This window comes from Mitsuokella multacida DSM 20544 (genome assembly GCF_000155955.1).
GTDB lineage: Bacteria > Bacillota > Negativicutes > Selenomonadales > Selenomonadaceae > Mitsuokella > Mitsuokella multacida.
This window is the reverse complement of the sequence record NZ_GG697141.2, coordinates 60,311-75,177: the sequence shown is the minus strand read 5'-3', so window position 1 is coordinate 75,177 and position 14,867 is coordinate 60,311. Positions and strand designations below refer to the sequence as shown.

Here is a 14,867-nt window from a genome sequence, read left to right as displayed (position 1 = left end):
TTATTCAGATACAGTCATAGATGCTATTAATTATCTAGTAAAAGTAATGACATCGTTCTCGACCTCCTCCACTACTTCAAACAGAGCCTTCGACTTCTGCAGGATCTCCTGGTATTCCTTCTCCGGCACGGAGTCGGCGACGATGCCGGCGCCCGACTGGATGACGGCTGTGTCGTCGTTTTCGATGCGCATCGTGCGCAGGGTGATGCACATGTCCATGTTGCCGCAGAAGTCCATGTAGCCGACCGTGCCCGAGTACGAGTTGCGCTTGACGGGCTCAAGCTCGTTGATGATCTCCATCGCGCGGAGCTTCGGCGCACCGCTGACCGTGCCGGCCGGGAACGTCGCGCGCAGGACATCCATCGGCGTGTAGCCCTTCTTGAGCTTGCCGACGACCTCCGAGACCATGTGCATGACGTGGCTGAAGTACTCGACCTGACGCAGCTTCGTCACATGGACGGTGCCGGGCTCGCTGATGCGGCCGATGTCGTTGCGCGCGAGGTCGACGAGCATCGAGTGCTCGGCGCATTCTTTCGTGTCGCCCTTGAGGTCCTTGGCGAGCGCGGCATCCTCTGCGGCATCGCGGCCGCGACGGCGCGTGCCGGCAATCGGGTAGGTGTAGACCGTGTCGCCCGCGACCTTGACGAGCATCTCCGGTGAGGCACCGACGAGCTTGACAGGGCCGAAGTTGAAGTAGAACATGTAAGGCGACGGATTGACCTGGCGCAGGCGGCGGTAGAAGTGGAAACACGGCTTTGTGATCTTCTCGCGGAACTGGCGCGAGGGCACGACCTGGAAGATGTCGCCGGCGAAGATATGCTCCTTGGCCTTGTGGATGGCCTGCAGGAAATCCGCTGGTGCCTTGCCGAAGCGCTTAAGGAAGTCGACCTTCTCGCGGCGCTTCGTTGCTTCACCGACCTGCGACGCGAGCGGTGCAGCGAGGCGCGCCTCGACCTTGGCGATCTTTTCGGCCACGGCATCGTACGCCTCATTGGCATCGCGCCCCTTCGTGTCAGCCAGGCAGATGAGACGGGCGCTGTTGTGCAGCGCATCGTAGACGACAAGGACGCGGCAGATCATGAACTGACCCAAGAGTTCCTCCTCGCCGATCTCCATGCCGCGCACACGATCGAAGGTCGCGACGATGTCGTAGTTGAGATAGCCGACCATGCCGCCGTTCGCCAATGGCAGCGAGGCATCCTCAACGGCCGGCCTATAGCCCTGCATGTAGGTCTTGATGGTCTCGACCGGCTCGCCCATGATGCATTTCATCAGGCCGTTCTCGTTGATCATGAGCTTGTCCTTGAAGACCTGCAGCCTTGCAAAAGGCTCCGCCCCGATGAAGGAGAAGCGGCCGAACTGCTGATGCGTCGTATCGACAGACTCGAGGATGAAGCCCTTCTTCTCGCCGACGAGCTTATAGTAGACGGAGACGGGCGTGTCGAGATCCATGTTGATCTCCTTGGCGACAGCGATGAGATTCGTCTCCGCCGCCAGTTTGCAGAACGCCTCCCGCGATGGTTTGAGTTCCATGATGATTGCTCCTCTCATGTCACGCATAGGATAGGATAACGGATGCGCGTCAGGCCTTCTTGCCGTACGCCGCATCGAGGGCCTCGCGCATCGCGCCGATAAGCGCCATCGCCTCCGCGAACTTGCCGTCCATGAGGCGCTTGACCACGGCGCTGCCGACGATGACGGCGTCGCTCTTCGCCGCAGCCGCGACGGCCGCCTCCGGCGAGCCGATGCCGAAGCCGACGGCCAGCGGTGTATCCGTGAACTTGCGCGCCTTCTCGCAGACCTTGCCGATCGTCGAGTAGTCGATCTTCTTGACGCCTGTGACGCCGTTGTTCGAGACGCAGTAGATGAAGCCCGTCGCGTCCTTGCACGTCTCTGTCATGCGCGCCTCCGTCGTGCCCGGCGTGATGAACTCCGCCAGATGGAAATCATGCGCTGCGCAGATCTTGCGCATCTCGCCCGACTCCTCATGCGGCACATCCGGCACGATGATGCCGTCCATGCCGGCTGCCTTGAAGTCCGTGACGAACTTCTCGAAGCCGTAGTGGTACATGTTGTTGATGTAGCCCATGCCGATCAGCGGGATGTCGGAGAACTTGCGGATCTCGCGCACAATCTCGAGCTCCTTCTTGAGCGTCATGCCATTCTTCAGGGCGCAGACCGAGGCCGACTGGATGACCGGGCCATCCGCCATCGGGTCCGAGAACGGCAGGCCGAGCTCGATGACATCGGCGCCTGCCTTCTCCGCCTCGCGGACGGCCTTGAGCGTCGTCTCGACGTCCGGCGCACCAGCCGTGATGTAGATGAAGATTCCCTTTTTGCCGGCTGCCTTGAGGTCAGCCATCTTTTTATCCAAACGCGTGCTCATCACTCAATATCCTCCCCAAGAACTTTTGCTACCATCTGTACATCCTTATCGCCGCGGCCCGAGAGCGTGACAACGACCGACTCATCCGGGTGCGTCTGCGGCATGAGCTTGTCGAGATAGGCAAGCGCATGCGAGCTCTCCATCGCCGGGATGATGCCCTCGACCTTCGAGAGGCGCTGGAAGGCATCGAGTGCCTCCTGATCCGTGACTGAGACGTACTTGACAATCCCTTCATCCTTATAATAGGAATGCTCTGGTCCGACGCCCGGGTAGTCGAGGCCGGCCGAGATGGAGTACGCCTCGACGACCTGGCCGTCCGGGTCCTGAAGCAGGTAGCTGAAAGCACCGTGCAGGATGCCCGGCTCACCGGCACCGGAGAGCGTCTTGGCATTGTCCGTCGGCGCCTCGCCGCGGCCGCCCGCCTCAACGCCAAATTTCTTGACGGAAGGATCGTTGCGGAAGTCGTAGAACGTGCCGATGGCGTTGCTGCCGCCGCCGACGCAGGCTAAGAGGTAATCCGGCAGGCCGCCGATCTTCTCGATGGCCTGCTCGCGGATCTCCTCGCCGATGACCTTCTGGAAGTCGCGCACGATGGTCGGATACGGATGCGGGCCGACAGCCGAGCCGATGATGTAATGCGTGTCCGTGATGTTCGTTGCCCAATAGCGGATGGCCTCACTCGTCGCATCCTTGAGCGTGCCCGTGCCGGAGGAAACTGGGATGACCTTCGCGCCAAGCAGCTTCATGCGGAAGACGTTGAGCTTCTGGCGCTCGACGTCGAGCGCGCCCATGAAGACGTGGCACTCCATGCCGAAGAGCGCGGCGACCGTCGCCGAAGCGACACCGTGCTGGCCGGCGCCCGTCTCAGCGACGATGCGCTTCTTGCCCATGCGCTTCGCCAGCAGAGCCTGGCCGAGCGCATTGTTGATCTTGTGAGCACCCGTGTGCAGAAGGTCTTCGCGCTTGAGGAAGATCTTCGCGCGGCCGTAGTACTTCGTGAGCTTGTCGGCATAGTAGAGGTTCGTCGGGCGGCCCGCGTATTCGCGCAGGTACGTCTTGAACTCATTCTGGAAGTCCGGGTCGTCCTTGTACTTTGCGTAGGCGGCCTCGAGCTCGTTGAGCGCCGGCATGACGATTTCCGGCACATACTGTCCACCAAATTTTCCAAATCTGCCCTTCGTGTTCATCTGTGTTCTTCCTTTCTTGCTTTCTTAACTCTATCCTGTACAGCCTGTATGGGAATCAGGCCATATCTCCCTTTTCTTCTTCGCCGGCATTTGCCATCAGGCGCGTCTGCGCGGCGACATCATCGGCGCGGACGAGGCCCTCGCCGACGAGGATGCCATCGCAGCCCGCAGCGCGCAGGCGCTTTGCATCCTCCCCCGTGAAGACGCCGCTCTCACTGATGAGCGTGCGGCTCTTATCCGCGTACGGCAGCAGCTCCATTGTCTGCTCAATCGAGGTCGTGAACGAGACGAGATTGCGGTTGTTGATGCCGATGAACTCCGCCGGCGTCGCGAGTGCCGCCTCCATATCCCTGCGGTCGTGGACCTCGATGAGCGCGTCCATGCCGAGGCTCCAAGCCGTGTAGAGGAAGCGCTTGAGCGTCTCCGGCGTCAGGATACGCGCAATCAGCAGCACGGCATCCGCGCCGAGCATCCGCGCCTCGTAGATCTGGTATGCATCGATGATGAAATCCTTGCGCAAAAGAGGCAGGCTGACCTCCGCGCGGACCTTGCGGAAATCCTCGTTGCAGCCGAGGAAGTGTGGGTCCGTGTGTACGGAGAGCATGCTCGCGCCGTTGTCCTCGTAGATCCGCGCGAGCTCCGTGACGGAGTAGCGGCGGCAGAGCCTTCCCTTCGCCGGGCTCTGGAGCTTGCACTCGGCGATGAGGTTCCAGTCGCGCTCGCGGAAGCGGTGCGTCATCGCGAACGTCCCGCAGGTGAGCGAGCGCTTCACCTCATCGAGCGGCATCTCGCGCTTTGCATTGGCGACGATATCCTTCTTCTTCTCGACAATCTCTGCTAAAATATCCCGCAATTTCAATTCCTCCTGTTGATTTCGTGTACCTGCTCCATGAAGGCCGCGATGCGCGCGGCTGACTTCTCCCGGTTGACTTCGAGGCTGCCGGAGACATCGACGGCAAACGGATGGAAGATCGTATTGACCTCGGCGACGTTCGCCTCGCTGATGCCGCCCGCGATCAGCACGGGCTTCCTGACGGCTGCGACCTCGCGCTTTGCCTGCTGCCAGTCGAAGCACGTACCCGTGCCGCCCGCCGCGCCCTTCTGGTAGGCATCGACGAGGATCATCGCGGCGGGGAATGCATTGGCCGCCTCCGCTGAGAAGCCGTCGCCATAGCGATAGGCCTTGATGACGGGGACTTCTATCTGCTTTGCATAGGCCACATCCTCGTGGCCATGCAGCTGGACAAAGTCGAGATGGCACTGCCTTGCGATGGCGTTGACCAATGCAGGATCCTCATCGACGAAGACGCCGACCGTCTTGACACGCTGCAGCGCCTCCACGATGCGGGCGGCCTGTTGCGGCTCGACGAAGCGATGGCTCCTGCGCCAGAAGATGAAGCCGATAAAGTCGGCTCCCGCCCTTTCGGCCGCTCGGGCTGCCTCGATTGCCTTCATGCCACATAATTTTGCCTTGAGCATCCTTCCATCCCTCACAATCATTCGTTCATTCAGGTTGCATTCACCAAGAATGCAATCAAAAAGCCCCGCCGAGCTCATTGCTCAGCGGGGCGAAAAATCTTCGCGGTGCCACCCGGTCCAAATGGCAAAGCCATTCCTCCATTCCGGTACGGGAAATGCTTCCGATACCGTAGCCCTTTAACGGTGGCGGCCGTCCCAGCCTACTCTCCTCTCGTTCCACGGAAAGGATTTCGGTGAGCTCTCGCAGGACCATTCACATAGCATATCGCGCCGTACCTTGCACCAATCGACGGCTCGCTGTCGGGATAGTGGCTGTGCTACTATTTCCTGTTCGATGATTTCGTGTAACACTGTTAACTTGTTGATGGCTCTTATCTTACTCGTCTTTGAGCGAGCTGTCAAGCCTTTTCTCGAAAAAAATTCTCAGCTGCTCAATCATCCATCATCGGGCCGCCCATCATATCGGGGCCAAGGCCATCGTGCCGACCCATGCCATGCGGGCCAGGGCCGTGGAACTTCTGCAATTCCCTGCGGTCCACGCCGAGCTGGTCTGCGACATCGCCCCAGCGGTTGTTGATCTTCTTGAGGTCGAGGACCGACTGGATGTCCTTATCTGCCGCCTTCGCGAGGATTGCCGCACAGGAGATATCCCACGGCTCATAGCCGTCCTTCAGGAGCTTCAGGGAGACGGCCTCATCGATATCGCCATCCTGGCTCAGGTCCTTGGCTGTCATCTCGATGCGCACCTGCTCCACCTTCTCGCGCGTCACGCCGAGCGATGATTCGATGTCGCGCCAGTCCTTGTCATCCGTCTTGAGCGCCATGACATCTGCGAATGACTTGCCGCTGATCTTAGCCAGCATGGCGGCCCGGCCGATGTCGCGGAAATCCTTCTGCTCATCGAGTGCACTCTTGACCTGCTTCGCATCAACGCCAAACGATTCGGCGATGTGCTGCGCCACCTCGTCCGTTGTCATCTTCGGCGGCTGGCCGTCCGGCCGCTCATCCTGCGTCACACAGTAGCGTGGTCGAAGATCTGTCTTGTCCTGCGACTGTGCCGAGAGCATGCCGAACCCCCCGACCGTCAGCACAAGACCAGCCACGACACCAGCAGCAATCTTACGCTGTGTCCATCTCATATCAATCAACGCCTTTCTATCAGCTGAATCTCTTCTTCTTGATACTTCTATCATACGGAAGGGGATTTAAGTTGACTTTAGCAAGGAATTAGAAATCGAGTAAATTTACCCAGAAACAAGATTTCCGCAAGTTTATTTCAAAAAAACAAGGAAAAAACCATCAGGATGTCGTATAATAATAAATGCAGGTTATTATGGAAAGAGGTGACTAGGATGACGGAACAGGAAATCGAGAAGCTCGTCCAGGACAAACTCAACGAAGCTTATCAGGAAAATGTACCCCCAAAGAAGTTCTTCCTCACGGAGAACGGCCGCGGTGTCGTCGATGGCGGTGACATGTACAACTCGGTCGTCGAGGATGTCCTTCGCATCGTGCAGAAGGCCATGACGGAAACGCTCAAGGCTGCGCTCAAGAAATAAGGCATGAAAAAACCGGCAGGAACAGCACCTGCCGGTTTTTTCATGCCTTATTCGATTCTCGTTTATGCATCTTCTTCTACAATCCGGACGCCCCATGGTCTCAGCGTGAGGGCGTTGCCGTCTTCGACGCGCCGTCCTGTCGTCAATTCCTTGGCCGCCCTGCCCGCATACGCGATGCTCTGCTCCGTATCCGAATAGTTCAGGTAGTACGTCAGGCGATGGCCTGCCGCGTTATAGCCCGTGCGGATGATGCGCGGGAACACCGCATCATAGGGCCGGATGGCGGGCAGTGCTTTCGCGATGACGGCCCGCACGAACTGCTCGAGATGCACTGGCGAGAAATAGCAGCCGAGATACCAGGCCTTGCCTTTGCCATACACATTCTCCGTGACGGCCGCATACGGCTGCCAGGCAGGATTGTCGTACGAAGCCAGCACCTTGGCCGTCGTCGGCATCAGGAGTTCCTCCCAAGCAGAGCAGGTCGCGCCCGACAGGCTGTTCTCGCCCCAGAGTCTCATGTCAGGGGTATCCGTGAACTCCTGATAGCGCAGGCCGAAGACCTCCGTCAGATGATGCGGCTGGTCGTCGTGCCAGACCTTTACATTCTCGTCCGTAAAGCCCGTCTTGAAGGTGGCTAGCAGATGGCCGCCATCTGCCACGTACTGCTTGAGCGCATCTAAGAGCGCCTCCTCCGCCGTGTAGAGCGCGGGAACCAGGACGAGGTCATACGCTTGGAAATCGCGCGTCGTCGGCGGCAGGAAATCACATTCGATGTTGCTGCGGTAGAAGGCATCGTAGAGCCAGCGCATGACATCGTTGTACTTGAAGTCGCGCTTGCGCAGCACGTCGCCGATCGGGTGATGCTCGAGCGCCGAGAGCGCCTCATTGCTGACGAGCATCGCCACGCGGTTCTTCTTACGCAGGCCCTGCAGGTGCGTACTGAGGCGCGCCATCTCGCGCCCGACTTCCTGCACTTCCCGGTAGATGCGGCCTGGCTTGAGGTCATGCGAGAGCACGCCCTTCCAGTACGTTTCCCACGAATTGTGCAGGGAATGCCAGTGCCAGTACATGACGCCGCAGGCGCCGCTGGCCAGATGGCTGAACGCCTGCAGGCGAAGCTGCCCCGGGTACGGCGTCCACTGCGGGAAGCCCTGCGCCTCCGTCTCGACGACGAGATAATTCTTCTGCTTGAGGGAGCGGCTGATATCGCCGCCGAAGGCGATCTCCGTGCCCGTCAGGGCCGACTGCGTCGGGTGGTAAATGTCGACGCCCGCAAGGCTCACGGCCTCCGCACACTGAAAGTGGTCGACCTGCGGCTGCAGGCCGAACGACCAGCCGCGCCACGCGTAGTCGAAGTTCTGCGTGATGAACTGGCCCTCACGCAGGTACTCCCGGACGATCCCGGCCTGCCACAGGAGGAATTCCTTGACCGTTGTGCGGCGGAATTCATCAAAGGCCGAGGCGAGGCTCGCATTGATCGTGCCGCGCACATCGGGGAAATCCTCCCAACTGTTGATGCGGTTGCTCCAGTAGTTGAGGCCGAAGGCGCGGTTGAGCGCCTCCAGACTGCCGAAGCACGCCTTGAGCCAGTCGCGGAACGCCCGCTGTATCCGCTCATTTGCATTGCCGTAGTACTTCGTCTCGTTGTCGAGCTGATAGCCGATGATAGAGCGGCGATCCCTGACGTGCTCCATCAGGGCGCGGATCATCTCTTCGGCACAGGCGCGGTAGTACGGATGGCCGATGTCCATGTTCTGGCGTCTGCCGTAGAGCTCATGGCCATGGTCGAGCACCGCGCCATTGCGGACGGGGCCGGCCTCCGGCACGAGCAGGACATCGGGGCACTCCCGCGCCATCCACGTCGGGATGGCGTAGGTCGGCGTGCCGACGATGACCTGCAGGCCGTGCGCCTCCGCCGCATCGAGCGCGCGGTCGACATGCGAGAAATCGAAATGGCCGCGCTCCGGCTCCATCGTGCCCCAGGTCGATTCGGCGATGCGGATGGTATTCATGCCCGCTTCCTTGATGAGCTTCATGTCTTCCGCCAGCCGCTCACACGGCATGTACTCGTCGTAGTACGCCGCACCGTAGAGAATGGGATGGACAGGATGTTCTTTCATCGTTCAACGCTCCTTTCTCAGCGCGTCACACTGCGGATGGAGAAGATGCAGAGGCTCGCGATCAGCGCGAAGACCATGGAGACCACGAAGACGCCGGAGAAGCCGATGATGCCGATTGCTGCTGCGGCGATGACCGGGCCGATGGCCTGCGGCAGGGAGTTGCCGACATTGTAGATGCCGAGGAAGAAGCCGACGCGGTCCTTGTCCGGGATGACCTGCAGGTTGAGGTAGTTGTCGAGCGAGTTCCAGAGGCCCATGCCGATGCCCGCGCAGAATGCGTAGATGGTGACGCCCGTCATGTCGTGGAAGAGATAGAGTGCCAGTGCGCCGAGTGCCAGGAAAAGAGCCGAGCAGGCGACAGGCAGCTTGAGGATCTTGAACTTATCGGCAATCGGTCCGGCGAAGAAGCCCATGAAGACGCCGATGAAGAACATGATGGAGTTGACGAGCTGGATGCCCGACTGCGTCTGGTCGCCGAGCTTCAGGAAGTCCGTCATGATGTAGAGGATGTAGCCCGTGATGGCGAAGTTGCCGATGCCGAGGAAGACCTTGCCGATGAGAGCCAGATAGTAGTCACGGCCGATGTGCCATGCTGGGAAGACCTGGCGCAGGCTGTCCATCGAGAAGGAATAGTGCTGCTTCTCCTCGCGGGCCTCCTCTTTCTCATTGAGGTTCGACGGCTCATGGACGAGCAGCGTGGCCAGCAGCACGCCGATGAAGGTGATGACACCGAAGATGATGAAGCCGAGGCGGAACTGGCCGAGGAACATCGCACCGATGACATTGAAGCCGTTGTTGCCGAGCGCCATGCCGAGGCCGCCGTACGCCGACGAGGCCTTGCCCTTGTGCTCATCTGCCGCAAAGTCCAGCCAGGCAACCATCGGGGCCACGATGAAGTTCAGCGCGACCTGGCCGATGCTCCAGCAGACGAGCAGCATGGCCACGCCTTCCGAGAAGGCCGCACCGATCATCGAGAGCATGAAGAAGAAGGCACCGCCGACAATCCACGGCGCGCGCTTGCCGAAGCGCGAATGCGTGTTGTCCGAGAGCGCGCCCGCCACCATGTTCGAGATGGCCGAGATGATGCTGCCCGTCGCCGCGAACAGCGCGAGCATGGCGACCTTATTCTCAGCATCGAGTTCCTGCAAGAGCGCTGGCAAGAACAAGCCCAGCATGACGATATACGGTCCCAGCCAGCTTGCCGGGCCGATGATCAGCGCCGGTACCAGGCGCTTGATGGAAATGATGACTTTCTGACTCATGATGAACTCCCCCTATATTCTCTCTTATTGATTTGCTTGATCTGACTTGACCTGATAATAGAAAAACTCCGCCTGTGAATCGTGCTGATAGGCATCGACACTGCCGATGAAATTGAAGAGTGCCGTAAAGCCCCCGATTTCGCCCGGCTCGCCATTGACCCCCTCGTCTGAGAGGTACGAGACATCGCAAGCATCCGCGATGGCCTGCCACTCAGCGCCCTCATCGAGGCGGTAGAAGGCCTGCGCCTTGCCGTAATGATACTGCCAGCGCAGCTCTGGCACAGCCCCATCGGGAATCCGCACCGTGTCAAAGTCAAAGGCGATGCGCTGCCCGAGCTTCGCCTGCAGGATGGAAATGACGCGCTGGTCCTCCTTGTCACTGAGGCCGACATAGGCGTAGATCCAGTTGTTGGAATCGTAGTAAAGGCCGCCTCCCGCCGTTTGTGAATAGTGCACGGGATGGAAGTCCAGCTTCGTCTGCAGCTGGTACGAGAACGACGTCGCGCGCGTCGCGAGGATGGACGGGTCGTTCTGCGAGAAGAAGGACTCGCGGCCACAGAGTACGAGGTGCCCATGCTGCACGCTGACCCATGACAGATCGGGCTGATGGTACGGCGCCATGAACTTCTTGCTGAGCACCCCCGACGAGAAAGCGTCGTAGACATCGTCTTCCTGCGCATCTCGCGGCTCTGATGGCTGGCTGCACGGTGCCTCTGTCGTCATCTTGGCGACATTGGAGCCGTCCGCCAGCTCCAGCCAGCCGTCCTCCGTCCAATGCATCTTCTGCAGGGCCGTCTCGCGCCCCAGCGGGTTGAGCTTCGTGCCGGGCAGCGGACGCGCCATCAGATGCGCGATGTACCACTCATGTTCCGGCGTCTCGACGAGCGAGCCGTGGCCGGCTTTCTGCATCAGCGATTTCGGATTGTACATCTCAAAGTGGCCGGCATCCGGATCGCCGAGAGAGAACAGGTGACGCGGCGACGACGTCAGGATGGGCTCCCCCGTCGGATTCGGCTCATACGGGCCGAAGATCTTTTCCGCGCGCCCCATCTCGACGCCGTGAGCATAGCCCGTGCCGCCTGAGGCTGCCAGCATGTAGTAGTACGCTCCATGCTTGTAGATCTGCGGCGCTTCGACACAGCCGCGCGTCGTGAAGCCGTTTGTGATACGGTGCCAACCATCCACGAGCTTGCCTGTCCGCAGGTCGACTTCCGCCATGACGATGGTGCCCGGTGCCTGATAGCCGCTGCGCGTCTCCCACTCGAGGATGGCGAGATAGTGATGGCCGTCCTCGTGATAGAGCGACGGGTCAAAGCCGATGGAAGTCAGGTAGACGGGGTCCGACCACGGCCCCGTGATATCGTCGGCCGACATCGCGTAGCTCTCCGCATTGAACTCGCGTCCCGCCATGTTCTTCATGTGGCAGAAGACCAGCCAGTACTTCTTCGCCTGTGCATCGTAGGAGAGATGCGGCGCCCAGATGCCCGCCGGCGTGTGCGTGCCGCGCAGATTGACCTCTGTCCCCTTGAGCACATGTGTCAGGAGTTCCCAGTCCGCAAGATTCCTTGAGTGGTAGATGGGGATGCCCGGCAGCCAGTGGAAGGTGGACGTCGCCAGATAGTAATCGTCGCCGACGCGCAGGATACTCGGGTCCGGTGCCATGCCCGAGATGATTGGATTACAGATGATGCCCATATACGTATGACTCCTTTCTCGAGAAATCAGATGAAAATCATTTCACACTGCGTGCGTTCCTGTGCACGCCTTATCTTTACGATTATCATAACGAAAAAACAGGACGCATTCTATAAAAAACGCGTCCTGAATATAAGAAATACGGTATCGATCATTATTCTTTGTATTTATTCCGATAGATTTTTGGCGTCATCCCCATGTACTTGCGAAAGACCTGTCCGAAATGACTCTGTGACGAGAACGATAGATACGAACTGATGACATTGATGGGATAATCCGTATAGCGCAGCAGGTCTGCTGCCTGACGGGCCTTCTCCTGCAGGATGTACTCCTTGAGCGGCACCCCCGTGATCTGCGAGAAATGTGCCGACAGATAGTCCGTCGACAGCCGGAAGGCCTTCGCGATGCCGTTCAGGCGCAGGGGTTCCTGGATGTGCTGCTGGATATACGTCTTGCAGCGTGCCGTCAGGTCGTCATCGCGCCTGGCCTGCCGCAGTTTTGCCACCTCTGCTGTGTAGTAGAATTCTGCCTCTCGCGCCACCCTGTCGACTTCCTCTTCCGTCTGCAGTTTCTCGATCTGCTGCGCATAAGCATCTTCAATCGTGAAGGATGTCTCGGGGTCCATGCCGCCGCGGATGGCCGCCCGTGAGGCCAGCGTCAGGATGACGATGCCGATGTTCTTGGCCGAGCGCAACGGGTCATCTGCCAGCTTCCCCGTCATCGTGCCCGTCCGCTTCTCCGCCAAGGCCCTCTTGAGCGCCTCACGGTCTCCCTGCTCGATGCTCAGGCACTCGCGCTGTTCCTGGTCATACGGATTGTGCGGCAGCTCCATTTCCCGCCGCTCCATGTTGATCTGCGAGATCTTCCGCTGGATATCCCGCCGCATCTGCTCCCGTTTCGACACATTCCCATCCCACAGCATATGTTCCCCTCATTTCTATGGTGTGTTCTCTTGTATTATTGATCGTAATGCTCCAGGAAACTGTGCTCCTCGCCCGCCTGCTTGTACTTCAGGACGGTGTCGAGGTTGACGTTCTCGAGTGCGTGGAAGATATTGCCCGGGACCTGGCTGTTCGTCTCAGCGAGCTTCGCGATGAGCTTCTTGACCTCGAGGCGCTTGGAATCCGTCGTGCCATCCGTATGGCAGGTCGAACACGTCTCGGTGAACTTGCAGGCACACTGGATGAAGTAGAGGCCGTTGTCGTCGCGCCAGCGCTTGATGTCCGCCTCGTGGATGTAGTAAAGCGGCCGGATGAGTTCCATGCCGGGGCAGCTCGTGCTCTTGACCTTCGGCATCATCGTGCGGATGGCGCCGGAGTAGAGCATGCTCATGAGATTCGTCTCGATCACATCGTCGAAGTGATGGCCGAGCGCGATCTTGTTGCAGCCGAGCGCGCGAGCCTTGCGGTAGAGGTAGCCGCGGCGCATCTTGGCGCAGAGATAGCACGGCGACTCCTCCACATGGAAGACCGACTCGAAGATGTCCGTCGAGAAGAAGGTCAGCGGCACGTGCAGGAGCTTCGCGTTCTCCTCGATGATGCGGCGGTTCATCTCGTTGTAGCCGGGGTCCATGCAGAGGAAGACGAGCTCAAACGGGAACTTGTTGTGGCGCTTGAGGTCCTGGAAGAGCTTCGCCATGAGCATCGAGTCCTTGCCGCCCGAGATGCAGACGGCAATCTTGTCGCCGGGGCGCACGAGCTCGAACTTGCAGACGGCCTCGACGAATTTGCTGTAGATCTTGTGCTTGTACTTCTTGCGCAGGGAGTTCTCGATGCGCTTGAGGCGCTCCGAATCCTCAGCCGCCTCAGCCGTCTCGCGTTCCAGTTTGCGCTGCAGCCAGAGCGAGTAGCCGCCCTGCAGTGAGACGGCCGCATAGCCCTGCTCGCGCAGATTCTGCGCGAGGCCAAGACTGATCTTGCCCCACATGCAGATGCAGACGATGAGCCTTTCCTCCGGCAGGTCGTAGCCGCCCTGCTGCAGTTCCAGAGGATTGAGGTTCTGCGCGCCCGGCAGCGAGCCGCGCTCAAACGCCACCTCATCGCGGATGTCCACGAGATAGACCTCGTCCGGGCTCAGCTCTGCCAACTCCTCCACCGTGATTTCCTGTTTCATCTTCCAATCGTCGATAATAGCGGTCATATTGCTTGCAATCTTCCCTTTCATTTATTATTGGTCAAAGTCCGTGACAATCTGGTCCTCTTTGCGCTTCTTGGCCAGATACATGTAGTGGTCCGCACGCGAGACAATGGACTTGACAGTATCGTCGTCGCGCACCACCGTGATGCCGATTGATGCGCGGCAGGATATGGTCTTCCCATCTTCCGTTACTTCACAGTTATGGGCAATCTTCAAGAAGCGTTTTGCTGCGCCCTCGATGTCCTCCGGATGCCTCAGGTGCAGCAGGCCCACGAATTCGTCACCGCCCCAGCGGCAGAACTTGTCGGCCTTCCTGCCGTACTTGCGCAGGGCAATCCCGAACGCGCGCAAGAGGTCATCGCCCGCTGCATGGCCATACGTGTTGTTGATGTCATGGAAGTTGTTGACATCGGCGAAGAGCACGGCAAACGGCTGCCCCGTCCGCCGGTAGATCTCCATCGCCTCATCGATGCAGACCTCCATGAATTTCCGCCCGGGCAGGCACGTCAGCGGGTCGCGCGTCGCCGTCTCGTAGATGGCCTTGATGAGGCCCTGGTCGTAATTCGCATCCGTCAGCGGCACGAAGAACGAGACGAGCTCCTTGACCTCCCCATTCTCGTCGGCCAATGGCACCAGCGTATTGCGCAGCAGGATGTCCTTGCCATCCTTGCGCCGCATGAACATCTCGAGCGTCTTGGCCTTGCCTGTCGCATAGGCGACGATGGCCGGGCAATGCGCACCGATACGGCTACTGTTCGTGAACGAGCAGCCGAGCGGCATGTCCACGCAGCGCTTGCCCCGCATCTCCTCCGCCGAGAAACCCAAGAGCTTCTCCGCCGTAGGATTCCAGTACAGCACCGTGTGGTCCGGCCGCAGCACATAGCAGCCAATCGGCATGGCATCCATCAGCGTCTTCAGCATCCGGTTGCCCTCCCCGAAGCCTCCTGCCACGCCCTGCAGCATATCCACGCGCCCCGGTTCCGTTGGATGTGCCTCTATTTTTTCCCCCGAAATATCGTCCATGATATTGCCTTTCTGCGTAT

Annotated in this window: 13 protein-coding genes; 1 reads left to right on the top strand and 12 read right to left on the bottom strand. The window is 59.6% G+C overall.

The features are described 5' to 3' along the window. Nucleotides 1–30: 30 nt before the first annotated feature. The 6 genes from MITSMUL_RS00375 to MITSMUL_RS00350 all read right to left on the bottom strand — a co-directional run bounded on the left by MITSMUL_RS00375 (nucleotide 31) and on the right by MITSMUL_RS00350 (nucleotide 6,191). The gene (locus MITSMUL_RS00375; RefSeq protein ID WP_040635182.1) at nucleotides 31–1,533 is read right to left on the bottom strand and encodes an anthranilate synthase component I family protein; all 1,503 of its coding nucleotides are present in this window, start codon (nucleotides 1,531–1,533) and stop codon (nucleotides 31–33) included. Nucleotides 1,534–1,582: 49 nt separating this feature from the next. After that, complete coding sequence (trpA, locus tag MITSMUL_RS00370; RefSeq protein WP_005838911.1) at nucleotides 1,583–2,386, bottom strand: tryptophan synthase subunit alpha; 804 nt, start codon at nucleotides 2,384–2,386, stop codon at nucleotides 1,583–1,585. After that, the gene (gene trpB / locus MITSMUL_RS00365; protein WP_005838909.1) at nucleotides 2,386–3,573 is read right to left on the bottom strand and encodes a tryptophan synthase subunit beta; all 1,188 of its coding nucleotides are present in this window, start codon (nucleotides 3,571–3,573) and stop codon (nucleotides 2,386–2,388) included. Before trpB ends, trpA begins: the two co-directional genes overlap by 1 nt. Nucleotides 3,574–3,628: 55 nt before the next feature. After that, on the bottom strand, nucleotides 3,629–4,426 hold the full coding sequence (trpC, locus tag MITSMUL_RS00360; RefSeq protein ID WP_040635181.1) for an indole-3-glycerol phosphate synthase TrpC: 798 nt from the start codon (nucleotides 4,424–4,426) through the stop codon (nucleotides 3,629–3,631). A 2-nt stretch (nucleotides 4,427–4,428) separates the two neighbouring features. Then, nucleotides 4,429–5,052: a phosphoribosylanthranilate isomerase gene (locus MITSMUL_RS00355; RefSeq protein WP_040635180.1), complete on the bottom strand. Its 624-nt coding sequence runs from the start codon at nucleotides 5,050–5,052 to the stop codon at nucleotides 4,429–4,431. Between the two features lie 431 nt (nucleotides 5,053–5,483). Next, nucleotides 5,484–6,191, bottom strand: coding sequence for a hypothetical protein (locus MITSMUL_RS00350; RefSeq protein ID WP_005838903.1), 708 nt, complete (start codon nucleotides 6,189–6,191; stop codon nucleotides 5,484–5,486). A 213-nt stretch (nucleotides 6,192–6,404) separates the two neighbouring features. Here MITSMUL_RS00350 and MITSMUL_RS00345 point away from each other — a divergent pair, with 213 nt between their 5' ends. Next, entirely contained in the window at nucleotides 6,405–6,611 is a 207-nt protein-coding gene (locus tag MITSMUL_RS00345) for a hypothetical protein (protein WP_040635179.1), read from the top strand. Nucleotides 6,612–6,673: 62 nt separating this feature from the next. Here the strand turns inward: MITSMUL_RS00345 and MITSMUL_RS00340 are convergent, their stop codons facing one another. The 6 genes from MITSMUL_RS00340 to MITSMUL_RS00315 all read right to left on the bottom strand — a co-directional run bounded on the left by MITSMUL_RS00340 (nucleotide 6,674) and on the right by MITSMUL_RS00315 (nucleotide 14,847). Further along, nucleotides 6,674–8,731: a beta-galactosidase gene (locus tag MITSMUL_RS00340; protein WP_005838900.1), complete on the bottom strand. Its 2,058-nt coding sequence runs from the start codon at nucleotides 8,729–8,731 to the stop codon at nucleotides 6,674–6,676. 17 nt (nucleotides 8,732–8,748) lie between these two features. Beyond that, nucleotides 8,749–9,993, bottom strand: coding sequence for an MFS transporter (locus tag MITSMUL_RS00335; RefSeq protein WP_005838898.1), 1,245 nt, complete (start codon nucleotides 9,991–9,993; stop codon nucleotides 8,749–8,751). A 24-nt stretch (nucleotides 9,994–10,017) separates the two neighbouring features. After that, entirely contained in the window at nucleotides 10,018–11,688 is a 1,671-nt protein-coding gene (locus tag MITSMUL_RS00330) for a glycoside hydrolase family 43 protein (protein ID WP_005838896.1), read from the bottom strand. Nucleotides 11,689–11,842: 154 nt separating this feature from the next. Continuing rightward, nucleotides 11,843–12,610 carry a helix-turn-helix domain-containing protein gene (locus MITSMUL_RS00325; RefSeq protein WP_005838894.1) on the bottom strand — a complete coding sequence of 256 codons (768 nt, stop codon included), beginning with the start codon at nucleotides 12,608–12,610 and terminating at the stop codon, nucleotides 11,843–11,845. A gap of 35 nt (nucleotides 12,611–12,645) precedes the next feature. Next, entirely contained in the window at nucleotides 12,646–13,800 is a 1,155-nt protein-coding gene (locus tag MITSMUL_RS00320) for a PP-loop family protein (RefSeq protein ID WP_040635664.1), read from the bottom strand. 54 nt (nucleotides 13,801–13,854) lie between these two features. After that, nucleotides 13,855–14,847 carry a GGDEF domain-containing protein gene (locus MITSMUL_RS00315; protein WP_040635178.1) on the bottom strand — a complete coding sequence of 331 codons (993 nt, stop codon included), beginning with the start codon at nucleotides 14,845–14,847 and terminating at the stop codon, nucleotides 13,855–13,857. Nucleotides 14,848–14,867: the final 20 nt, after the last annotated feature.

Coding starts and splice junctions, on each gene's coding strand:
- MITSMUL_RS00375 (WP_040635182.1), bottom strand. CDS start 1,533: ATGGAACTCAAACCATCGCGGGAGGCGTTCTGCAAACTGGCGGCGGAG.
- trpA (WP_005838911.1), bottom strand. CDS start 2,386: ATGAGCACGCGTTTGGATAAAAAGATGGCTGACCTCAAGGCAGCCGGC.
- trpB (WP_005838909.1), bottom strand. CDS start 3,573: ATGAACACGAAGGGCAGATTTGGAAAATTTGGTGGACAGTATGTGCCG.
- MITSMUL_RS00355 (WP_040635180.1), bottom strand. CDS start 5,052: ATGCTCAAGGCAAAATTATGTGGCATGAAGGCAATCGAGGCAGCCCGA.
- MITSMUL_RS00350 (WP_005838903.1), bottom strand. CDS start 6,191: ATGAGATGGACACAGCGTAAGATTGCTGCTGGTGTCGTGGCTGGTCTT.
- MITSMUL_RS00345 (WP_040635179.1), top strand. CDS start 6,405: ATGACGGAACAGGAAATCGAGAAGCTCGTCCAGGACAAACTCAACGAA.
- MITSMUL_RS00340 (WP_005838900.1), bottom strand. CDS start 8,731: ATGAAAGAACATCCTGTCCATCCCATTCTCTACGGTGCGGCGTACTAC.
- MITSMUL_RS00335 (WP_005838898.1), bottom strand. CDS start 9,993: ATGAGTCAGAAAGTCATCATTTCCATCAAGCGCCTGGTACCGGCGCTG.
- MITSMUL_RS00330 (WP_005838896.1), bottom strand. CDS start 11,688: ATGGGCATCATCTGTAATCCAATCATCTCGGGCATGGCACCGGACCCG.
- MITSMUL_RS00325 (WP_005838894.1), bottom strand. CDS start 12,610: ATGCTGTGGGATGGGAATGTGTCGAAACGGGAGCAGATGCGGCGGGAT.
- MITSMUL_RS00320 (WP_040635664.1), bottom strand. CDS start 13,800: ATGAAACAGGAAATCACGGTGGAGGAGTTGGCAGAGCTGAGCCCGGAC.
- MITSMUL_RS00315 (WP_040635178.1), bottom strand. CDS start 14,847: ATGGACGATATTTCGGGGGAAAAAATAGAGGCACATCCAACGGAACCG.